Genomic DNA, 19,978 nt, shown 5'->3' on the forward strand with positions numbered 1-19,978 from the left:
AAGCGATCTTCCTGCGATATGTTTCATCAAACATATCAGCAGGGAGATACTCATGCGGACGTTCCTTTCACGCCGGCCTTTTGTCGCGGCGCTCACGGCTCTGGCCCTCGTTTCAAGCCCCTTGCGTGCAGCGGCGGACGAAGTGACCGTCTTCGCCGCAGCCAGCCTGACCGACGCGCTTGGCGTCGTCGGAGAGGCGTGGATGGCCGAAACCGGTAACACCGCGATCTTCTCTTTCGCCGGATCCTCGGCGTTGGCCCGCCAGATCCAGGAAGGCGCGCCGGCCGATATCTTCATCTCCGCCAGCGTGTCGTGGATGGACGAGGTCGAAGGCTCGGGCGACCTGCGAGACGGTACGCGCCGCGACATCCTGGGCAATACGCTGGTGCTGATCGCGCACGGCCAAGACGCCGCCCCCGTGACGATTGATGCGGACCTCGATCTGGCGGGAATGCTGGGCGACGAACGGCTGGCCATGGCGCTGGTCGATTCCGTGCCCGCCGGCGTCTACGGCAAGGCCGCGCTGACCGCGCTCGGGCTGTGGGACAGCGTCGAGCCACTGGTCGCGCAGGCCGACAACGTGCGCGCGGCGTTGGCCTTTGTCGCGCAGAACGAGGCACCCTATGGCATCGTCTATGCCACCGACGCTGCGGTGCAGGACGATGTTAGCATCGTCGGTACCTTTCCGGCCGGAACGCACGATCCGATCACCTATCCCGCCGCGATCACCGCGCAGGCCACCAGCGGCCAGGCGCAGGCCTTTCTCGACTACCTGTCGTCCGGCGCGGCCCGCGCCATCTGGGAGGAGTATGGTTTTACGGTCCTGAACTGATGTGGGAGACGGTGGCAAGCTGGCTTGGACCGGACGAATGGCAGGCGGTGCGCCTGTCGATCCAGGTTTCTTTATGGGCGACGCTGACCAGCCTGCCGCTCGGTATCTTCATCGCCTATGCGCTGGCGCGATGGGAATTTCCGGGCAAGCAGGTGTTGAACGGGATCGTACATCTGCCGCTGATCCTGCCGCCCGTCGTGACCGGCTACCTGTTGCTTCTGACCTTCGGGAGGCGGGGCACCGTAGGGCAGTTTCTGGACCAGTGGTTCGGGATTGTGCTGTCCTTCCGCTGGACGGGGGCCGCTTTGGCGGCCGCGATCATGGCGTTTCCGCTGATGGTGCGCGCGATCCGGCTGGCAATCGAGGCTGTCGACCCGAAGCTGGAAGCGGCCGCCAGCACACTCGGGGCGTCGAAGCCTTGGGTGTTCGTCACCGTCACATTGCCTTTGATCCTGCCGGGCGTGATTGCCGGGGCGATCCTCGCTTTCGCCAAGGCGATTGGCGAATTCGGGGCCACCATCACCTTCGTGTCGAACATCCCAGGCCAGACCCAGACCATCCCCTCGGCGATCTACGCGTTCCTTCAGGTGCCGGGAGGTGAGGAGGCGGCAAGTCGCCTCGTGATCGTGGCTGTCGTGATCGCCATGGCCGCGCTGCTGCTGTCGGAGTTCGTCGCCCGGCGCGTGGCGAACGTGGTGGCCGGGTCATGACGCTTCAGATCGCGGTCAAGCATGCCTTCACGGGCTTCGACCTCGACGTGGGCATCCAGGCGCCACCGGGCGTCACTGTCCTGTTCGGCCCGTCGGGATCGGGAAAGACGACGCTGATCAACGCCGTGGCGGGCTTGTTGCGCCCCGACAGCGGGAGGATCGCGGCGGATGGTTGGGTGCTGCTGGATACGAACGCCCGCCGGAACCTCGCCCCGCACCGGCGCCGCATCGGCTACATCTTTCAGGAGGGGCGGCTGTTCCCGCATCTGACGGTGCGGCAGAACCTCCTCTATGGTCGCTGGTTCGCGCCCCGCGACGCGCGCAGCGAACGTCTGCCCCGCGTGGTCGAGATGCTGGGCATCGGCCAGCTGCTGGAGCGCCGCCCCGGAGCGCTGTCGGGCGGCGAAAAGCAGCGGGTCGCCATCGGCCGCGCCTTGCTCTCCGGACCGAAGCTGATCCTCGCCGACGAACCTCTGGCCGCGCTGGACGAGGCCCGCAAGGCCGAGATCCTGCCCTATTTCGAGCGGCTGCGCGACGAAGTGTCGGTACCGATCCTCTATGTCAGCCATTCCTCGTCCGAGGTGGCGCGGCTGGCGACGACGGTCGTGGCGCTTAAGGCGGGCCGCGTGGTCGCCTGCGGCCCGCCCGCGAAGGTGCTGGGCGATGTCGCAGTGGTTGGAGCGCGCGGCGCGGCGTCGGTGCTTACTGCGCGGGTGGTGGCGCACCACGCCGACGGGTTGAGCGAACTGGCCACCGCCGCAGGGCCCCTGTGGCTGCCGCGTGTGGATGAGGCCCCCGGCAAGACGATCCGCGTCCGCATCGCCGCGCAGGAAGTCATCCTGTCGCGCGCGCGGCCCGAGGGCCTATCTGCGCTCAACATCCTGTGCGGCCGGATCATCGACATCCGGCTGGGCGACGGTCCCGGGGCGCTGGTGGTGCTTGCCGTCGGCGAGGACCGTCTGACCGCCCGCATCACCCGCCGCTCAGCCGAGGCGATGGGCCTTGCGGCAGGTCAGACCTGCCACGCCATCATCAAATCCGTCGCTGTCGCGCCCGAGGATGTGGGCACCGGGCGCATTCAGGAGGCTGCAGAATGACCCGACCCGCACGCCCAGCGTTTTCCTTCGGACTTGGCGCCGCGGTCGGAACGGCCGGAGGGCTGATCGGCCTTGGTGGGGCCGAATTCCGGCTGCCGGCGCTGGTGGGTGTGCTGCGCTTTTCAGCGCGCGAGGCGGTGGCGGTGAACCTTGTTTGCAGTTTCATCGTACTGGCCGCCGCCTTTCCCTTCCGCGCGGCCAGCGTGCCGATAGGCGAGATCGCGCCACACCTTCCGGCGGTGCTGGGCATGCTCGCGGGGTCCATGTCGGCGGCCTGGATTGGTGCGGGCTGGCTACGTCGCGCCTCGGACAAGCTGTTGGGCCGGTTGATCCTGATCCTGCTCATAGCGCTGGGGCTGGTCTTGATCGCCGAGGGGCTGTTCGTAGCAGAACCGACCCGGCTGGTCGGGGCAGGTCTGATCCCCACGGTCCTTGTCGCCGCTGCCTGCGGCGTGGGGATCGGGCTTGTGTCCTCGCTTCTGGGCGTCGCCGGGGGCGAGTTGATCATCCCCGTCTTCATCCTGCTGTTCGGGGTTGATGCGAAGGTCGCAGGCTCCATGTCGATGCTGGTGGGCATGCCGACCATCGCCGTGGGATTGTTGCGGCATTTCGGGGCTGGATCGGTGCTGCGCGAAGGCGCGGTCTGGCGCAGGACCGTCCTGCCCTTGGGCGCAGGCTCGATCCTTGGCGCGCTGGCGCTTGGCCTTGTGCCGTCGCAGGCGCTCAAGATCGGCCTTGGCATCATCCTGATCTGGTCAGCCTGGGGCGTGTTCCGCCACCTGCCGCAACCAGCGCCCGCAGCGAGCGCACCGCGCGGCCTGCCCGCGCGCGTGCCGGCGCATGACGCCGAATGGGGCCTGACGACGCTGGCCGTGGATGGCCAGACCGTCACCGTGCCGCATAGGCCCCTCTTGCCCGGATCGGAAACCTCCTTCACCATCGATGACCGCGACGTGACGCTCGCGCTGGCCGTCGAAGCCGGATCGAGCGCGCTCAACACGCTCTCGGGACGGGTCGCGGGCATTGAGCCGCTGGCCGACGGCACGACCGCCCGCGTCCGGGTGGCCATCGCGAATGCGGGCGAGATCGCGGCGCTGGTCACACGCCGCTCCGTTGCAGCGCTCGGTCTGACCGAGGGAGCGCCGGTGATCGCACGGTTCAAGGCGACGGCGATACAATGACAGGCCGCACTACAGGGGACAGTTAGTGGCGCTGGCAACAGATGCACCGCCAAAGGTTCAGCCACACAATAAGCCCCTTTGACGATGTTTGGAGCGATGGACCAGCAGCACCTAACATTACCGTTCAGCAACTACCTGCCGAATTGCGCTGCATGCCGATTGGAGGACCCAGCGAGATAGAGCCTCCGGCGGCTTTGGGCCGATTGCACTGTTTCAGTCCAAATCGACGCCGCCGAGGCGCGGCGCATGGACATGCGTTCGGACCAGGAACGCAGCGCCGTAGACGTCACCACAGCGCCTTCAACGGCTTTCGCGCGCTGCACAGGGTGCCACCTTTGGGAAAGGGGGTTTGAGGCGGCCAACCTCGGTACGGCTCAAGCCAAGAGAATGGCTCCGATCTTACACGGTGTTCCCTGGGCGAAAGGGCTGCGGTTCACGCTCGGGGCGCTTCAGGGCTTCGGCGTATTTGCGGGCATTTTCGTCAATCGTGCCGTGCCAAAGCTTCGAGACGAAGGCCCGGGCGTCTTGGACTGTCATGTCTTTCAGCGAAGAGGACAGCGCCATGAAAAGCTCATCCTCGCTAATCGCGGCGGCGCGGTGCATGGCATCCGCGTAAAATGACGGGTCGTTGAGAACCTGCTCGCGCAGCGGCATCCGCGCGAGGTTCTCCTCCGGGATCGCCATGAAGATCGTGTCCTGAACTTCGGTCAGATAAGCGCGGCGCGATGTGGACACCGGCTTTCCCGCCGCCTTGGCCTCCAGAAATGCCTGCCTTGTCCTGTCGAGCTTTGCCCTTGCATGGGTCATGATGACATCGCGCTTTCGGGCGGGTAGCGCAAATCCGGTGCAACGCTCGATATGAGCAAGAAGCTCTGCAACCTCTGCCTCTACATCAAAGCTCTCGAACCACGGAGCTTTTCCCAGTCTCGCCACCATGCGCCTACCTTCGTCCATTCAATAATATATTATCGTATATCATATTCAGCAGATCGCAAGCAGATGGCGCCCGTCATGCAGCCAAACATGGAAAAAGGGGAACCGTGATCCCACGGCTCCCCTTTCGGTTCAGATCGTCTCCCCTCGCGCGCCGATTAGGCGACCAAGGAGAGCCCCGCGCCCGCGTCCTGCGGCTGCTCACCGCTGTCGATGAACGGGATGATCGAGAAGGTCTGCCCGCCGCGCTGTTCTTCGTTCTGGACGGCGTTGACACGCAGGTCGCCATCGGGCGTGTTGATCAGCAGCGAAAGGTAGTCATTGCCCGTGCGGCTGCTTTTGGCCATCCACGCCGAGCCAACGCGGATCGGCGTGCCCCGGGGCGAGCTGACCTCGATGCGGTAGTCAGGGTGGGTCTCCTCGGTCTTGTAGCTGTTCTCGATCAACATAAACTCCAGATCGAACATCATATTGGCGATGTAGCCGGTGAAGGCGTTGTCAGCGTCCATGGCGGTGAGCTCGCCCGAGATCGAGCCGGATTTCATCAGACCGTTCGAGACCAACGGGATGATCTCGAATTCGCCGCTTTGGGCCGCGCGCGCCTCTTTCGTCTGCACCGCGTTGACCCGGAACGGGCCTAGGCCCACATCGATCTGCATCGAGATATAGGGGTTTCCGCTGGTATTGCCCGTCTCGTTCCAGGCCGTGCCGATGCGCACCTTGCGGCCAGACTTGTTGACCGCGGTCACGTCGTAATCCGGACTGCGCGCGGACATCTTGGCCCGTGCCTCAAGCTGGATGGCGATGTCAAAGCGTGACGAGTGGATCATGCCGGTGTACTCGGCGGCTGCGGTCTCGACGTTGCGGGTGAGGGTTCCTGCGAACATGGGATGGTTCCTTTTGGATTGGCCGGTGCCTGACGTTCTTGCCAACGCATCCGGGATTGCTTTCTCGACCCCTTGAGGGATCACAAATCAGAAAGCTTGCTTTCCCTTTATGCCCCGCCCTCAGCTTCGCGATGCCGTCTGAGTAGGTGTGCCGCCGCGCCCCCGGGTGCTGCGCCCCTCTCCTGCCCGTCTGATCTTGATTGGCTGCCCGGATTTTCCGCACTGTCCTTCGATCGCGCGATGAAGAACTCCGCCTCTTTGCCGTTCAACCGTTGCCCTTCCCGGTCGGTCAGGCCGATGCAGCTACCATTCGGCAAATAGGTGATCAGGTACTGACCGAGCCGGTCCTTGTGGACAACGTAGCCGGTATTGGCCCAATGCACGGTCTGGCCGGCATCGACGGCGGCCTTGATGTCTTCGAGTGTCATGCGATCCTCCTTACGAAGAATGGTGGGGAAACGACGCAAGAAGCCCGATCGTCCGACCGGGCTTCCATGCAGTATTCGTTTGGCAAACGGCCGAGTGCTGTCAGGCAACTTGCGTGGCTTGCGTCGCGTGCGCCGCCATCCAATCCGTCAGGCCAAGAACCGTTCTTCCGGCGGCGACCTCGGAGGCCCAGGCAACCCTTGGGTCGCCGCAGGGCTCGGAGCCGACATGCCGGTCGATGTGGCCATTGGCCATCCATGGCTCAGGCTGTATCCGTCGCAGCCAGTCCGCCATGCTCGGAATGCGGCCCTGGCAGTCTTCACGGATATGCTGCTCGCCGATCCAGCGCACGGGAATGTCCCGACCTGCGCTATTGGTCAGGGTCAGGCCGAAGACACGTTCGGCTTCAAACAGGCCTTGGGCATGATGGCGCATGGCTCGGTGCGTAAAGAGCGCGAGGTGCTCTTTTGAGGCGTCAAACCAATCGTGCACAGCCTGATAGTCAGACGGCACCCCGCCGAATTTCCGGGCGGAGCTTTCGGCATGATGAAGAGGATGGGCCATCTCAAAGCCCCTCGTCATAGCTGTGCGAGCATTCGACATAGCGGTCCGCGTGATCGAGCGTGATGCTGTCTGCTGCAATGTCCCAAGTCAGCGTGCCATAGCCGCCCTCATTGTTCTCGAACCCCGGGTGATGGTGATAGGCCAGCGACCAGGCGAAGTCGCCAACCTCTGCGGCAAGCGCCTCCGGCAGCTGGACCTCTGCAGGCTGCACCGTCACATCCTCGACATTGCCGGAGTCGCCATAGCCTTCGTATTCGGCAGTGACCTCGCTGATGCCAAGCGCACGTAGTTGAGCGAGCAGCTCCGTTCGGGATGCCTTCAAGGTGGTTTCGCGCTCTGCACGCCACTGAGCCGCCATTGCGGCATAGTCGATCTTGGGATTGGTCATGGGTCTGTCCTCTTGTCTGAATTTGGGGGGCCGGGCGTGGCATTGGTCTGCCCGCGCCCGGAAAGCGCAGCCCGGGCAAACCCCGATCCGCGACGCCCGACCGAAAGCTCGCTTTGACCTTTCAGGCGGCTTGTTCTGACGTCATGGCGGCTTCCTGACCCACGATCCGGGCCAGAATGCTTCCCGTGTCGATCCCGTCCCCATGCGGCAGGAACACCCGCAGCTGGAAGGCGATGATCTCAGTGAAACACCCCATTGCCTTGAGGCCATCAATCATGCCCCGATCCGCGCCGCCCAGCTCGAGGCGCATCTCGCCTGCGACACGGCGACGGGTCAGGGTCAGACCCCGGCCCAGATCGACAGGCGCGGTGGTGCCGAGGGCGGCGGTCAACATCTCCTGCGGTGTTTGCGGGTTGGAGACGAGGAAGCGGGCGCGCAGCGCGGCCGCCCCTTCCTCGCTCAGCGTGCGCCCGATCATGGCGGTCGCCCCATCGGGCGTGACCCGGTAGATGCGCTCATTGGTGGTCGGAATGTCCTTCCAGATCGGCAGCAGCAGCCCGGTCAGCAGGTAGAGCTTGGTCGTGGTGGTTTTTGGCAGGGACGCAGCCTCTGCGTCCCAAAGCTGGGTGAACTCGCGCCGCTCAATATCTTCCCAAGCCGAGGACTCGAACCGCGCCTCTTCGAGATAGCTCGACCCGTTTGGCCGCACCGCCTTGCGCATCAGCGTGACAATGTCCTCGTCATACATCTGCATGGGCCGCGCCGAGATGAGCGCCGCGCGACCGGAGGCGCGATTGACCATCGGCAGCTTGTCCGGATTGCGAGATATGGCCTCTTCGGCGCCCAGGACATGAACCGGGTCCGTCACCTTGAGCCCGATGATCCGCGTCACCGCGCCGGATTTCGGGCAGGTCCAGAGATCCTCCGTGGAAACCTGCTCGATCTTTTCGCCGCGTAGGGTTTCCACGCCGAGATCGAGCGTGCCCGCCGCGCGCGCCCGTTCCGTCTGATCGGCAATCCGGCGCATGAACTCGGCAAAGAGCGCGTTCTGCATGTGGATGGGAAGGGCAAGCACCCGATTCAGAAACCGCTGGATCGGGGGAAGCTCCTCAAGGAGCACCCCGTCCTTGTCGATCAGCCGCAGGGCCGTCCAGTCGGTGAAGCTCTCGTAGCTCATCGCCTCAGCGCGCCCGGCGGCAAGATCGGCGAAATACCCACGCAGCGCCGCCCGTGCGATCGGGCTTTCGAGATTGTCCTCCTCGCGGAACATGCCTTGCGAGCCGGTCTCGCGCTGACCCTTGGTCAAGGCCCCTAGCTGGTCGAGGCGCTTGGCTATCGTCGAGGTGAAACGCTTTTCGCCATGCACATCCGAGGTGCAGACCCGGAAGAAAGGCGCGCTGACCTGGGCAGAGCGATGGGTGCGGCCGAGCCCCTGGATGGCCGCATCGGCGCGCCAGCCGGGCTCCAGCAGGTAGTGCCGCCGCCGTTTCTGGTTCTTCGCCGTTTGTGCCGCATGATAGGAACGGCCCGTGCCGCCCGCATCGGAGAAGATCAGGACATCCTTTTCGCCGTCCATGAAGGCTTGGGTTTCGGATGAATTGCTGCTGGCGGCGCGCTTCTCGATGAAGAGGTGGCCATCGTCCGCCTTCAGAGGTCGGATCGACCTTCCGGTCACTTCGGCCACGGCATCGTCGCCAAAGGCCCAGAGGATCTGATCCAGCGCCGAAGGGATCGGGGCCAGCGTCATCAACTCCATCATGGCCGCGTCACGCAGAGCGAGCGCCTCGCGCGAGACGACCAGCGCGCCAGTTTCATCGCGGAGCGGCTCGGCCACCATATTGCCGTCGATCTCGACCAGCTTTTGCGCATGAATCGGGAAGGCCTGTTCGAGGTATCCCAGGACGTAGTCGCGCGGCGTTAGCGCGCCCTCGACCAGCTCGTCCTCCTGGTCCATCGTCTCAAGCCGGCGCTTCAGCAGGCTCTCACCTGTCGAGACAACCTGGATGACGCAAGCCTTGCCCGCCGCCAGATCGTCCTTGATGGCGTGGATGATGCTTGGAGCCTTCATGCCCATCAGGAGATGGTTGAAGAAGCGCTGTTTCGTGCTCTCGAAGCGAGATTTGGCCGAGGCGCGTGCGGCCGAGGCATTGGTCTCGCCCGAGGCATCGTTGACGCCGGTCGCAGTCAACGCGGCTTCGAGATTGTGGTGGATCGTCCGAAACGCACCCGCGTATGCATCGTAGATCTCGATCTGGGCCGGGGTGAGCGCGTGTCCGAGTACGTCATACTCCACCCCATCAAAGCTGAGGGCACGTGCCGTGTAGAGGCCGAGCGTCTTGAGATCACGCGCGACCACCTCCATCGCCGCGACACCGCCCGCCTCCATCGCCGAGACGAAGCTCTCGCGGCTTGGAAATGGGTATTCGGGCCCCTGCCCCCAGAGACCGAGACGCGCGGCATAGGCCAGGTTGTGCACGCTCGTGGCACCCGTGGCCGAAATGTAGAAGACGCGGCCGCGGGGTGCTGCCAGTTGCAGCCGCAGGCCCGCAAGGCCCTGCTGCGAGGGTTTGACCCCCCTGCCCTGCTCGGACCCTGCCGCGTTCTGCATGGCATGGGCCTCATCAAAAGCGAGGACGCCGTCGAAATCTTCGCCCATCCAGTCGAGGATCTGGCTCAGTCGCGTGGTGCCGCATTTGCCCGCGGACCGCAGCGTGGCGTAGGTGACGAAGAGGATACCGTCGCCCATCGGGACGGGCTGGTCCGGTTTCCATTTGGAGAGCGGCTGGATGTCGGCTGGCGAGCCGCCGAGATCGGTCCAATCGCGGATCGCGTCCTCGATGAGCGTGGCGGATTTGGACACCCAGATCGCCTTTCTGCGCCCGGCCAGCCAGTTGACAAGGATGAGCCCCGCGCATTCGCGGCCCTTGCCGCAACCGGTGCCGTCGCCGAGGAAATAGCCAAGGCGATAGGCACGTGCATCCGGGTCATCATCGGCGCGCGTCAGCTTGGTCTGGTCGTCATCGATAGAGAACCGACCGGGCAGGTCGCGCCCATGGGCGTCATGTGCCATGATGATGGTCTCGAGCTGCGCCTCGGAGAGATATCCCTCCTCGATCAACCGTGCAGGCAGTCGCAAGTCATCACTGCCCGTGTTTGAGGGCATGGGCGGGGCAACCGAGGCCATGGCGATGCTTTCGACGAGCGGGGTGGGATGTTCCTGCGCACCCGCGATCTCGATCCGCTGCGGACGGTAGCGCGCATAGATGTCCGAGATCGGCGTGTTGTCGCGCGGGATATCAAGGCTCGTGAAAACTAGCGGGACAACGGCATTGGCCCGGGGTTTGGAGGCGGCGACAGGCGCAGCGGCGGTCTTGCGCGGAGCAGAGGATGGAACGGTCGGCCGCCCGTTAGGGATCGCCGCTGCCTGTTGTACGGGGCGCATCTCGGTCCGGGTTGAGGCCACAGCATCAACATATGCCAAGGCTTCATCCAGATCCCGCACAGGGACGCGGATCATTTCGCCGTCTTCCTGCACCTTGTCGAAGACCATCAGCTGGGTTTCGACGGAGGTGCCAAGCTTGCGGTAGACCTGCCCCGGCATCGTCAGTGCCAATCGCGGCGTCAGGAGACCGCAGGCGCGGGACCAATGCGCGGCATCGCGTTCGGGCGTGAACCCCGGCGGCATGATCGCCATCAGCCGCCCACCGGGCGCGAGACGCTTTGCAGCCGCGATGAGATGTTTGGCGGCGATGTGCTTGTCCCGCGACCGATCGACCGAGGAGGCGAAGGGCGGATTCATCACCACGACGTCGGGTAGAACCGGCGTCTGCAGCAGATCATCGATATGCTCGCCGTCATGGCCTGTGACCTCGCCGCCGAAAACCGCGCGCAGGAGGCGCTGGCGAACGGGGTCGATCTCGTTGAGCAGAAGCGTGGCACCGGCCCGGGCGGCGAAAGCAGCCAGGGCACCGGTGCCAGCCGAGGGCTCCAGCAAAGTCTCGCCCTTGCGAACGGCTGCCGCCCGCACGACCATTGCCGCGAAAGGCAACGGCGTGGAGAACTGCTGCAACCGGATTTGCTGCTCCGACCGGCGCGTTTCCGTCAGCAGCCGCGAGGCAAGCAGCCTTGCAGCGGCGATGTCACCTGCCACGCCGTCCCCACGCAGCAGCACCTGGACAGCCGCGGCCTGCATCAGGTCATAGGCCATGCGCCAGTCCCAGGCACCGCCGGCATCGCTGCCATGAAACGTCTCGCGCATGATGCGCGCCAGCGCTGAACTGCGCAGGGGTTGGTGGACGATCTCCGCGCAGATCTGCGCGAGGGCAGAGGTGAGGTTAGCGTCGGATTCAACAGGATTGGGGAGCGTTGAGAGAGGCTTGGACATGGGGAATTCCTTTGGATCAGGGTCTGAGTTCCAAAGGACAAAAAGCCCGCTTTCGCTTTTCAGGGTGACGGGGGTCAGACCGCGCTGACCTCCAAGGCTTGGTCAGGACTTGGGTTCGACCTCCCGTTTCGCATCAATCAATGCCTGTGCGGCCTGCATCACCTGAACTTGAGATGTTCCCGTGCATTCCTCCTCCAGCGCGGCCTGCACCTTCGCGCGAAACCACGCGTCATACGAATTCGCTTCAGCGGCCACGGACATACTCCTCGAGCCCCATATCCAGCAGCTTGCCGAGGTCATCGGGCATGTCTGCAACGCGCACAGCAAATTGCGAATGCTTCCATTTCATCCGAGATGCGCCTTGCTCATCGGTGCCAAGGTGCGGCTCTTCCTTCCCCGTTGGGTCCATTGCGCTCTCTCCGACTATACTATGGGTCGATGCTACATCACCCAGCCTGGCGTCGTAAACGGCAATGCCGTAAGGTTCACAGCAAGCCTTCTACTGGCCACTTACCGATCGGGCGCCGCTTCAAGGGACGTCTCGAACCGCTTGTCCGCCGCTGCAGCTTCTTTCAAGAGCGCGTCGAAATTGTCAGGTGGATTTCCATCTTCCAGCATCCCTTTGAACGTCGCATAGGCATCCGTCTTGCTGCCGTAGGCGCGCAGGGTCTTGTCGTCGTTCACCCAGGCCACCACGATGACCTTCGCATCGCTGTTGAACCGATAGAACAGCCGATACTGCTGGAAGAATTTCGCCCGGAACCAGTGCTTGCGGTGATCGCCGAGTGTGCCGCCTTGCCGGAAGGCGGCGGCACCCGGATCTGCCGGTATGGCCTCGGTGACCAGCTTGAAGATGGCGGCCAGCCGTTTCGTGGAATTCTTCTTGCGCCAGGTCTTGGGATCGCGTGCCTTACGCGCCTCGACTTCCTCGATCAGCCCTTCGAGCTGGTCCAGAAAGAGCGGATGCGCATAAATCGACCATCCGTTTACGACAAGGGGCGCTTGAGCGGGCACGCTATCGCCGCTCATTCATCCTCGAGCGATAGCGGCGCATCGAGATCGACGTCAACGTCTTCGACCAGTGCTGCAAGACGGTCATGCAAAGCCCCATCGAACGCCCGAATGCGGTCCGGATGCGCCTTGATATCGGCCTCGACAAAATCGAGAAAAGCTCCGAGCACGGGATCTTCCTCGTCGCTGCGCACGGGCTCGATATAGACCCTGCCACTCGGCTCGGTACAGTAACGAATCTGGTCGCCCTTGCCCAGCTTGAGCTGCTTGCGCACACCCGCCGGCACGGTCGTCTGATACCGATCCGTGAGTTTCGAGACATCTTGTGCGAGGGCTGTCATGGCAGTCTCCTGAAAGAAAGGGGGTCTTTGCTGCCTGCGATAGGTAATGCATTTGCATTGCCTTGTCAAGACAAGCCGCAGCATCTGCTGTCGCCGGGCAGGTCGATGACCCGTCCGGCGCAGGACCTAATTTCGCCCCGCGAGATACTCCGCCAGCACCGGGCTAGCCGCACCTTTCGCGGAGCTGAGCAGCTCCGAGTCCGCAAGCGAGGCCTTCGACAGGCGTACGAGCCCGCCGGTTTCCTCGATGCGGTAGCAGCGGCGTTTTTGCCGCCCCCGCTTGTAGTGCGTCGCGGTGACGATTTGGCATGTACTGCCATCGGTGAGCGTCACGGGGGCGGCGAGCCTGATCTTGTCGCCTTCCTCGTAGTCCGGGATCGCAGCCCAGTCCTGGCAGCGCTGGCGCCAGGCATGAGCATAGCTGTCTGGGTCTTTCAGCTCGGACAGCAGGGCCAATAAGCTCAGTGGCGCGCGGGATTCGACCGGTCCCGCGCTTTCCTCCATGTCCTTGTAGCCCCAGCTGCCGTCATCGTATCGGGTGAGGAAGACAGCCCCGAACGTGATGGAGCCATCCGCATCGGTCACATAGGTCGTGTCTTCGACAGCGGTGCCGTCGAGATTGGTGACCCTTGCCGCCGCATACCAGGTGGAGGCGACCTTGCAGGCCTTGACCAGTTCAGTTTTGCGCGTGTCGCCCTCGAAGGTGCAGAGCCGTGTAATTTCCGCCTTCTCATCCGCGTAGGATTTGATACGGCGGTCGGTGTAGAAAAGCCATCCCACTATGCCGCCCTCCGATCGTCGATCTCCATCAGCGCATCCAGCGGCACGCGATAGGGCTGCATGGCGTCGAAATCCTCGCAATTGCCGCAGTTCTGCACGATCGCGAAGGTGTCGCAGGCATCCTTGAGAATGACCCGGAAGGTGCCGCCGAGGCCCGAGGGCACCTCGTAGGTCCCGCCGATGAGATAGTCCGAGGCCCGGCGCACGAAGACGCGGATGCTGTGGCCATCGGTGGCTAGCCGGATGGCCCCCCGCCCCCGGTCGATGAGAACCTGCACGTCATCCAGGATGTCGGTGTAGAACTGGCCGGTCAGATCGCGAAACGCCATGCGGCGCTGCGCCATCCAGTCGGTATCCCGAAACGGGTTCATGCCGTCGGCGAAGGCGAAGGAGGGATCGGCCTGCTCGGTGGTGACGATACGGGTGGTCGTGCCATCGATGCCGTTTGAGCGCAGATGCACACCATTGCCGACGATGAGGATCAGGGCGGGCCTGTCCACGGGCCCGTTCCAGTTGGGCAGGAAGGTTTTGCAGGCGCGCGCATGTGCGATTTGCGCGGCAACAGCTGAGGCAGAGAACTTGAGAATAGCCATAGGGATGTCTTTCCGTTGGGTGTGGGAGGGTCGACCCGCGCGAGGAATGCCTCGCGCGGGTCGCATGATGGCTCAGGCCGCTTGCGCGACCTCGCTGTCAGGCTCGGGGGTTTCCGCAGCGGGCTCCGCCTCATCAAAGGCGATACCGGCGGTCTGCATCATCGGCGGGCACCAGGCGGCCACGGCAGCGCGCTGCGCGTCCGTGAGCGTGGCGAAGGGTTCGGCGAAGAGCTTGTCGCAGAAGGCGACAATCTCCTTCTTGCTCGACGAGGCCAGCGTCACCGCCTCCTGGGCGAGACCCAGATCCTCGCCGAGGATCTTCAGGAGCCAGGCCTTCTTGAAGCGGTTGAAGAGCGCCGCATTCGGCGTCCAGTGGGCGCGGATGTCGGGCATGATCTCGATCTCGAACGCATGCATCAGGCTGTCGCGCTGGCGGTCCCGCGCGAAGCAGGACTGCGTGGTGCTGGCCGTGGCATAGGCCACGAGCTTGGCCTTCTCGCCGGCCTCCAGCGCGCGAAACGCCGCGAACTGATCAGCGGGCGCGCGGGCGTCATCTAGCCAGGACAGATCAAGCGCCTCATGCGCCGCCGCCACCTGCTCGAGCGAGGTCTCGTCGATTTCGTCCATCTTGGCATGGCTGCGGTATTCCTTGCGGGCATCGATCTTGATCGCCTGCGTGACACTCATGCCGCTGGCCAGAACGTCGCTCACCAGCTTGAAGAGCGTCAGATCGAGCGTGGCTTCCGGATGCAGCGCCATCGCGGCCCCAAGCGCCATGGCTCGCTCGGTCTTGAGGTCCTCAGCCAGTGAGGTCGGGTAGGTGATTTCGCCGGCGTCTGGGGCCTCCTCCCCGGTCGGGTTGGCCGAGGAGCCGCGCGCGCCCTCGTCTTTCACGGTGTCCTCCGGGCGGACGAGACCCACATGGAGTGTGACCTTACCGGCCGACCAGGACGCGATCACCCCAGACCGCGCGAGGTCCTCGGCGCTGTAGGCCTCCTGCAGGTCGCGGGCTTCCTCTTCCAAGGCGTCCACGCGCTCGTAAAGGGCATTATAAGCACCGTCCTCGAGCCCCTCATCCTCCATCTCGAGCTGCAGTTTCTCGAGTTCGGCGGTGATTTCATCCACGCGCTTTTGCGCAGCCTCATCCGGCTCGATCGGGCCGGGATAGACACGGCCATAGTCGGCCATGGTCGCGTAATCATAGCGGACCATCGCATCGGCCCAGGCAAAGCCCAGCTTTATGCGAGCCTCTTCGGCGGCGGCACCGAGCTTCTCGAGCAGGATGGTTTCGACCAGCGCCGCATCCTCGAGCACGGAATGCTCTTCCAGAAGGTCAGCCGCGACTGCGCCGCCACGCGCCTCGTAGTCCGCGCGCACGAAAGCCCCGATATCGTCGCTGACCTGCACCCCGCGGGATTTGAGCGCCTGTCGAACGGTATAGGCCTGCAGATAGCCGCCGTCATTCGTGAGCGCCTCGAAGACCTCGCGCTGCGCCTCTTGGCTCGGGTGCTCGGCAAAGGCTTTCATCGTGTCGAGCGTGATCGTCTTGGCCCGTGCCGCGGCGCGGATGTCGGGGTGGATAAGGCCATAGCGCAACCGGCCTTTCACGGCGGCCACCGTGGTACCGAAGGTCTTTGCGATGGTCTCGGGCGTCTGGCCGTCAACCTCCATCATCCGCGCGAAAGCCTCGAACTCGTCGATTGCGTTCATCGGTGCCTGGGTGATGTTCTCGGCGAGCGACAGCGCAGTGGTGACGTCACAGTCGTCAGGGACAAGGCGGCAGTCGACCTTGGTTTTCGCCATGAACCCCTTGGTGGCCTTGTCTGCGACCAGCTCCTTCAGCGCAGCATGGCGTCGGCCACCGGCGAGGACAGCATATTTGCCGTCAAGCTTCTGGACCAAGAGCGGCTGGAGCAGGCCCAGCACAGCGATGCTGGCCTTCAGATGCGCGATGTTCTCGGGATCATAGGTTTCCGGCGAGTTGCTGCGCACATTGGCAGGATGCGGGACCAGATCGCCGATGGCGACGGTGAGAGGGGCAAAGCTTGTGGTCATGGGATATCCTTCCAGGTGGGTGAGGTGTGGCCCGCGCGCGCGCGTAACCAATCCCCGGCTTCAGGGATCACCACGACAAAAGGCCCGCTTTCCTTTTTGAGGGGCAGCGGGCCTTCATCGTCTCAGATGTCAGGGGGGAGGATTCCCCTCCCCTACCAGTCGCGCGCCAGCATGATGGTCAGCACGCGCATGGTGGTGGCGGGATTGTCCGGGGTCTCAGCCCCGTAGCGGAAATCCGAATCTGCCTCATAGAGATCGATTTTCCAGAACACGGTTTCGCCCCGGATCTCGACCGCCCCGAAGTCGTGCCATCCCTCGGGATCATTCTCGGGCCTGAACGTATCGAATGCGCCGGTGGCCTTCACCGCCTCGGCCATGAAGCCGTCATCGGCCTCAATGAGCGAGCGCGCGACATGCATGCGGCCCTGGATGGGCTGCTCAGGCGGCACCCCAAGGCACGCGAGCTTGCGGAAGGCATCGTTCTGCGCCGCGATCACACTCGGATCCGGACGGTCTGGCTGGGGTTGCACGGTCATGGACATGGGGCTCTCCTTTGAGAAGTTGAAACACCCTTCCTAAAGCCCGCTTTCACTTTTCTGCTTGGTAGAAGACCCCGTCCAAACCTGCCCGAACCAAACAGTTCCGATAGTCCGCTCAGCGGGACAAAGCCGCAGTTGTCGATCAACCAAGATAGCTGACCCATCCCCTAAATGTGAACGCGGCATAGAATAATTGGATGTCAGTGAATCCGGCTTGCGCGAGAAGGGCTTGGTCTTCTTGTGGCGATAGAATCGGCAGGCGCGCCTTCAAGTTCTCCACACTCTTTTCTGCTTGTTCGATGGACATCCCATGGGACACCATCAAGGCCGCGTTGCGGCGCAGCCAGAGATCCCGTTCCTGCCCGTCCGGCACACTGTGATTCATAACTACCAGTGGCGCACCCGGGCGCAGGCGACGGGCGATCTGGCTCAGCGTGCACAAGCGCTCCTCCTGCGGCAGGAAGTGCAGGGTCAAAAGGCAGGTTGCGCCATCGAAGAGGCCTATTGGAGCGTCATCGATATAACCCTCAGTGAAAGTCACTCGGTCAACCATGTCGCCCAGAGTCTGCCGGGCCTGATCGTTCATCTCGGCCGACGGATCGACGCCCTCCAATCGCCAGTCCGGCTGCATGTCCGCGAAGGCGCGCAGTTCGAGGCCCCCACCGGCGCCCAGCACCAGCACTCTGCCAGACGGCGGCACCCGTTCCGCGAGCAGGAGCCCCGCCATGCGGTAGACGTCATGCAGGCCGGGGACCTGGCGCGCGGCCCGTGCCGCATATCCGGCAGTGTCGTGACTAAAGGCATGATGTGTAACCCCACGCTCCGTCACGCCATCGTCTCCGGCCAGACCAGCGAGCGATGCAACTGCATGCCGGCCAGTGCCCCATCGCTGACAGCGAAGGAGACTGCCCCTGGAACGACGGCCACGTCGCCACAGGCGAAAACGCCGGGCACTGTCGTCTGCTTCGACGCATCCACGGTAATGATCCGGCCCATCGGGTTCTCAATGATCTCGCAGCCTAGGTCCGAGGGAAGACTGCTGGATGGAGTGATCGTCGTCGCGACGAACAGTCCCGCAAAGGACAGGACCCTGCCGTCGGTCAGCTGCACGTCCGCGTCGCCCGCGATGGCATGAATTGACGTGCCCTCGACGGTGATGCCCTTGCGCTCCAATCCATCCCGCCCCTCGGGCTCCAACATCAGGGCACCGTTGGTTAGCAGAGTGGCCTTACCCCACTCTGCCAGCAATTCCGCTTGATGCACCGACATCGGGCCTGTGGCGATGACACCGATGCGGCCCTGATCAAGCTCATAGCCATGGCAATAGGGACAGTGAAAGACGGATTGCCCCCAGCGCTCTGCCAGTCCCGTGATATTTGGCAACTGGTCGGTCACCCCGGTCGCGAAAAGGACCCGTCGACCGCGATGGCTTTGCCCTTCGGCCGATGTGACGACAAAGGCATCCTGCTCCCCCGTGATCCCGGTGGCTTCGGACTCCAACCACGTCAGCGTCGGGTAGGCTTCCAATTGGCGGCGGGCCGTGCTGGCGATGACAGCAGGATCGACGCCGTCCTGGCCCAGAAAGCCATGTGCGTGGCTGGCAAAGCGGTTGCGCCTTTGCCCGGCATCGATGACCAGGACCGACCTGCGCGCACGCAGAAGCTGGAGGGAAGCTGCCATGCCGGCGTAGCTTCCCCCGATGACGATGACATCGTGGATCATTCAGGGTTCTTTCTAGTTGCGCCGTGCGGCGTGCCGGACCGCGAAATCCGCGGCAAGATCGGCAAGGGTGACATTTTCGAAACGCGCCAACAGCAAGGCCTCGGCTTCGGAAAAACTCTCGTCCAGCGCCGCGTTGACGGTCTGTTCGACCAGACACCCCGGAGCATCGTTACGATTGCCGACGGCGAACAGTGCAGGCTCGCCCAAGGCGTCATGCAGGTGCCGGAGCGAGACGGCCGACAGGTCCGCCGTGATCCGCCACCCGCCTGCATGTCCCCTGTCGGATGCCACGATCCCGGCCTCGCGCAGAAAGCCCATCGTGCGCCGCACGACGACCGGGTTGGTGCCAAGGCACTGCGCCAGATCGTCGGACGTCATGGGGCCCTCTCGCTCTGCCATGTGGAGGAGCGCGTGGAGGACCGAGGAAAGGCGGCTGTCACGCTTCATGTAACTTCAATAGTTCTGATTTGATCTGTTGTCAAGATGAGCGAGTTCTCAGAGCCGCAGACGGTTAGATGTGAGCTCACACCTGCCATTTTCCGCTTCGCAGCAACAGGTCTGTTAGGCGGCCTCGGCGCTGCCCCCTGCCCTGCCCGCCTCTGATCGGGCGAACAGGTAGTCGCAAGCGCGTTGTGCGTCGGCCGCATGCTTGAAGATCGCGGTCTTGTCCGAACGCAGAACGCGCAGCCAGTTGTAGAGATACGCCGCGTTCATCTCGAGCGTATGCGCCGTGAAGCCAAGCGTCTGACCCAGGAACACCGAGGTCAGTTCGGCGACGATCTCCTCGCGGGCATAGGCCGTATTGCCGAACTTCGAGAGCCCGAAATCGCGGTTCAGCCGATGCGGGGCTTTCGTGGCATGGGCCAGCTCATGCGCCCAGACCCCATAGAAACTGCGCGGGTCCTGGAACCGCGTGATGGACGGCATGTAGACCTTGTCCACGGGTGGCAGATAATAGGCTTCCGTTCCCGTGAAGACGGTTGTGATGTCGATGGCATCGAAAACCGCGTGTATGTGCGGGATGGGCTCGGAGGGTGGATGCTCGGGCATGGGCTCCGGATCGGGGAAGAAGCTGTCGGGCAGGCCCTCGATCTGGCAGGCGTTGAAGACGCGGTAGGATTTCTGGAAGCGGAAGACGCGGGCCTCCTCGGAGTGATCATCCCTCTCCCCGTGGTCATCCTCGCCGCCCGCGTCTTTCCGGCTTTGGCCGTAATAAACGACGATAGAGGACTTCTCGCCCTTGCGAACCTTTGCGTCCAATGCATTGGCCTGCGGCAACGTCATCCAGAAGGGCGAGCTGTGGCCTGCCATCACGGTTCGCATGGTCAGCAGGAAGTTGTTCACGCCTTGGTAAGGCTCACCGCCCACGCGCAGGGGGCGCGAGCTGCCACCTGCGGTCCAGGGCTTGCGCCACGGCAGGACGCCGCGCTCGATGATGCGGATGATTTCGTTTGTGATGACCTCGGAGGCATCGAATTTGGGCGTGCGGGATCGGGCCATGGCAGGCCTCCTTTCGAGTGTTGGTGAGAGGGAAT

At 63.8% G+C, this 19,978-nt stretch carries 21 protein-coding genes; 4 read left to right on the forward strand and 17 right to left on the reverse strand.

Going from position 1 to position 19,978, the window contains the following annotated elements; translation table 11 throughout:
- The first annotated feature begins 52 nt into the window (after positions 1-52).
- From modA to DQ230_RS12650, 4 genes are read left to right on the forward strand one after another with little or no spacing between them, the layout of a single operon-like run.
- A complete protein-coding gene (modA, locus tag DQ230_RS12635) occupies positions 53-832 on the forward strand; it encodes a molybdate ABC transporter substrate-binding protein (protein ID WP_113912988.1) in 780 nt (259 codons plus the stop codon).
- Positions 832-1,542, forward strand: a complete 711-nt coding sequence (gene modB / locus DQ230_RS12640; RefSeq protein ID WP_113912989.1) for a molybdate ABC transporter permease subunit — start codon at positions 832-834, stop codon at positions 1,540-1,542. The genes modA and modB overlap by 1 nt, the downstream gene beginning before the upstream one ends.
- The gene (gene modC / locus DQ230_RS12645) at positions 1,539-2,639 is read left to right on the forward strand and encodes a molybdenum ABC transporter ATP-binding protein (RefSeq protein ID WP_113912990.1); all 1,101 of its coding nucleotides are present in this window, start codon (positions 1,539-1,541) and stop codon (positions 2,637-2,639) included. The genes modB and modC overlap by 4 nt, the downstream gene beginning before the upstream one ends.
- The gene (locus DQ230_RS12650) at positions 2,636-3,820 is read left to right on the forward strand and encodes a TSUP family transporter (RefSeq protein WP_162497440.1); all 1,185 of its coding nucleotides are present in this window, start codon (positions 2,636-2,638) and stop codon (positions 3,818-3,820) included. Before modC ends, DQ230_RS12650 begins: the two co-directional genes overlap by 4 nt.
- 399 nt (positions 3,821-4,219) lie before the next feature.
- On the opposite strand, the gene DQ230_RS12660 is transcribed toward DQ230_RS12650, so the two are convergent.
- From DQ230_RS12660 to DQ230_RS12740, 17 genes are all read right to left on the reverse strand, one after another.
- The gene (locus DQ230_RS12660; protein ID WP_238987523.1) at positions 4,220-4,756 is read right to left on the reverse strand and encodes a hypothetical protein; all 537 of its coding nucleotides are present in this window, start codon (positions 4,754-4,756) and stop codon (positions 4,220-4,222) included.
- 155 nt (positions 4,757-4,911) lie between these two features.
- Complete coding sequence (locus tag DQ230_RS12665) at positions 4,912-5,640, reverse strand: DUF736 family protein (protein WP_113912991.1); 729 nt, start codon at positions 5,638-5,640, stop codon at positions 4,912-4,914.
- A 107-nt stretch (positions 5,641-5,747) separates the two neighbouring features.
- Positions 5,748-6,068 carry a hypothetical protein gene (locus DQ230_RS12670; protein WP_113912992.1) on the reverse strand — a complete coding sequence of 107 codons (321 nt, stop codon included), beginning with the start codon at positions 6,066-6,068 and terminating at the stop codon, positions 5,748-5,750.
- A gap of 100 nt (positions 6,069-6,168) precedes the next feature.
- Complete coding sequence (locus DQ230_RS12675) at positions 6,169-6,630, reverse strand: DUF6915 family protein (RefSeq protein WP_113913027.1); 462 nt, start codon at positions 6,628-6,630, stop codon at positions 6,169-6,171.
- 1 nt (position 6,631) lies between these two features.
- On the reverse strand, positions 6,632-7,018 hold the full coding sequence (locus DQ230_RS12680; RefSeq protein ID WP_113912993.1) for a DUF6878 family protein: 387 nt from the start codon (positions 7,016-7,018) through the stop codon (positions 6,632-6,634).
- A 121-nt stretch (positions 7,019-7,139) separates the two neighbouring features.
- Positions 7,140-11,402, reverse strand: a complete 4,263-nt coding sequence (locus DQ230_RS12685; protein WP_113912994.1) for a strawberry notch family protein — start codon at positions 11,400-11,402, stop codon at positions 7,140-7,142.
- A 102-nt stretch (positions 11,403-11,504) separates the two neighbouring features.
- A complete protein-coding gene (locus tag DQ230_RS12690; protein ID WP_113912995.1) occupies positions 11,505-11,657 on the reverse strand; it encodes an antitoxin PaaA2 family protein in 153 nt (50 codons plus the stop codon).
- 255 nt (positions 11,658-11,912) lie between these two features.
- Positions 11,913-12,431 (reverse strand): type II toxin-antitoxin system YhaV family toxin, encoded by a 519-nt coding sequence (locus tag DQ230_RS12695; protein ID WP_090270153.1) that lies wholly within the window; start codon positions 12,429-12,431, stop codon positions 11,913-11,915.
- The gene (locus tag DQ230_RS12700; protein ID WP_113912996.1) at positions 12,428-12,754 is read right to left on the reverse strand and encodes a type II toxin-antitoxin system PrlF family antitoxin; all 327 of its coding nucleotides are present in this window, start codon (positions 12,752-12,754) and stop codon (positions 12,428-12,430) included. Before DQ230_RS12700 ends, DQ230_RS12695 begins: the two co-directional genes overlap by 4 nt.
- A gap of 126 nt (positions 12,755-12,880) precedes the next feature.
- Complete coding sequence (locus DQ230_RS12705; RefSeq protein WP_113912997.1) at positions 12,881-13,534, reverse strand: DUF6927 domain-containing protein; 654 nt, start codon at positions 13,532-13,534, stop codon at positions 12,881-12,883.
- Positions 13,534-14,127 carry a hypothetical protein gene (locus DQ230_RS12710; protein ID WP_025042408.1) on the reverse strand — a complete coding sequence of 198 codons (594 nt, stop codon included), beginning with the start codon at positions 14,125-14,127 and terminating at the stop codon, positions 13,534-13,536. Before DQ230_RS12710 ends, DQ230_RS12705 begins: the two co-directional genes overlap by 1 nt.
- Before the next feature lie 72 nt (positions 14,128-14,199).
- Positions 14,200-16,182, reverse strand: coding sequence for a ParB/RepB/Spo0J family partition protein (locus DQ230_RS12715; RefSeq protein ID WP_113912998.1), 1,983 nt, complete (start codon positions 16,180-16,182; stop codon positions 14,200-14,202).
- A gap of 152 nt (positions 16,183-16,334) precedes the next feature.
- Positions 16,335-16,724, reverse strand: coding sequence for a DUF3768 domain-containing protein (locus tag DQ230_RS12720; RefSeq protein WP_113912999.1), 390 nt, complete (start codon positions 16,722-16,724; stop codon positions 16,335-16,337).
- 139 nt (positions 16,725-16,863) lie between these two features.
- Positions 16,864-17,550, reverse strand: a complete 687-nt coding sequence (locus DQ230_RS12725; protein WP_238987524.1) for a class I SAM-dependent methyltransferase — start codon at positions 17,548-17,550, stop codon at positions 16,864-16,866.
- Positions 17,547-18,443 carry an NAD(P)/FAD-dependent oxidoreductase gene (locus DQ230_RS12730; RefSeq protein WP_113913001.1) on the reverse strand — a complete coding sequence of 299 codons (897 nt, stop codon included), beginning with the start codon at positions 18,441-18,443 and terminating at the stop codon, positions 17,547-17,549. The genes DQ230_RS12725 and DQ230_RS12730 overlap by 4 nt, the downstream gene beginning before the upstream one ends.
- Before the next feature lie 12 nt (positions 18,444-18,455).
- A complete protein-coding gene (locus DQ230_RS12735; protein WP_113913002.1) occupies positions 18,456-18,890 on the reverse strand; it encodes an RrF2 family transcriptional regulator in 435 nt (144 codons plus the stop codon).
- A gap of 114 nt (positions 18,891-19,004) precedes the next feature.
- On the reverse strand, positions 19,005-19,943 hold the full coding sequence (locus tag DQ230_RS12740; protein ID WP_113913003.1) for an ArdC family protein: 939 nt from the start codon (positions 19,941-19,943) through the stop codon (positions 19,005-19,007).
- Positions 19,944-19,978 lie beyond the last annotated feature (35 nt).

This window comes from Roseovarius dicentrarchi (assembly GCF_003316635.1).
In the GTDB taxonomy this organism is placed as follows: domain Bacteria; phylum Pseudomonadota; class Alphaproteobacteria; order Rhodobacterales; family Rhodobacteraceae; genus Roseovarius; species Roseovarius dicentrarchi.

What these genes read in the sequence shown, in the direction of transcription:
- DQ230_RS12695 (WP_090270153.1), bottom strand. Translation starts at nt 12,431, where the DNA reads ATGAGCGGCGATAGCGTGCCCGCTCAAGCGCCCCTTGTCGTAAACGGA.
- DQ230_RS12665 (WP_113912991.1), bottom strand. Translation starts at nt 5,640, where the DNA reads ATGTTCGCAGGAACCCTCACCCGCAACGTCGAGACCGCAGCCGCCGAG.
- DQ230_RS12710 (WP_025042408.1), bottom strand. Translation starts at nt 14,127, where the DNA reads ATGGCTATTCTCAAGTTCTCTGCCTCAGCTGTTGCCGCGCAAATCGCA.
- DQ230_RS12700 (WP_113912996.1), bottom strand. Translation starts at nt 12,754, where the DNA reads ATGACAGCCCTCGCACAAGATGTCTCGAAACTCACGGATCGGTATCAG.
- DQ230_RS12660 (WP_238987523.1), bottom strand. Translation starts at nt 4,756, where the DNA reads ATGGTGGCGAGACTGGGAAAAGCTCCGTGGTTCGAGAGCTTTGATGTA.
- DQ230_RS12650 (WP_162497440.1), top strand. Translation starts at nt 2,636, where the DNA reads ATGACCCGACCCGCACGCCCAGCGTTTTCCTTCGGACTTGGCGCCGCG.
- DQ230_RS12715 (WP_113912998.1), bottom strand. Translation starts at nt 16,182, where the DNA reads ATGACCACAAGCTTTGCCCCTCTCACCGTCGCCATCGGCGATCTGGTC.
- DQ230_RS12720 (WP_113912999.1), bottom strand. Translation starts at nt 16,724, where the DNA reads ATGTCCATGACCGTGCAACCCCAGCCAGACCGTCCGGATCCGAGTGTG.
- DQ230_RS12670 (WP_113912992.1), bottom strand. Translation starts at nt 6,068, where the DNA reads ATGACACTCGAAGACATCAAGGCCGCCGTCGATGCCGGCCAGACCGTG.
- DQ230_RS12730 (WP_113913001.1), bottom strand. Translation starts at nt 18,443, where the DNA reads ATGATCCACGATGTCATCGTCATCGGGGGAAGCTACGCCGGCATGGCA.
- DQ230_RS12685 (WP_113912994.1), bottom strand. Translation starts at nt 11,402, where the DNA reads ATGTCCAAGCCTCTCTCAACGCTCCCCAATCCTGTTGAATCCGACGCT.
- modB (WP_113912989.1), top strand. Translation starts at nt 832, where the DNA reads ATGTGGGAGACGGTGGCAAGCTGGCTTGGACCGGACGAATGGCAGGCG.
- DQ230_RS12735 (WP_113913002.1), bottom strand. Translation starts at nt 18,890, where the DNA reads ATGAAGCGTGACAGCCGCCTTTCCTCGGTCCTCCACGCGCTCCTCCAC.
- DQ230_RS12740 (WP_113913003.1), bottom strand. Translation starts at nt 19,943, where the DNA reads ATGGCCCGATCCCGCACGCCCAAATTCGATGCCTCCGAGGTCATCACA.
- modC (WP_113912990.1), top strand. Translation starts at nt 1,539, where the DNA reads ATGACGCTTCAGATCGCGGTCAAGCATGCCTTCACGGGCTTCGACCTC.
- DQ230_RS12680 (WP_113912993.1), bottom strand. Translation starts at nt 7,018, where the DNA reads ATGACCAATCCCAAGATCGACTATGCCGCAATGGCGGCTCAGTGGCGT.
- modA (WP_113912988.1), top strand. Translation starts at nt 53, where the DNA reads ATGCGGACGTTCCTTTCACGCCGGCCTTTTGTCGCGGCGCTCACGGCT.
- DQ230_RS12675 (WP_113913027.1), bottom strand. Translation starts at nt 6,630, where the DNA reads ATGGCCCATCCTCTTCATCATGCCGAAAGCTCCGCCCGGAAATTCGGC.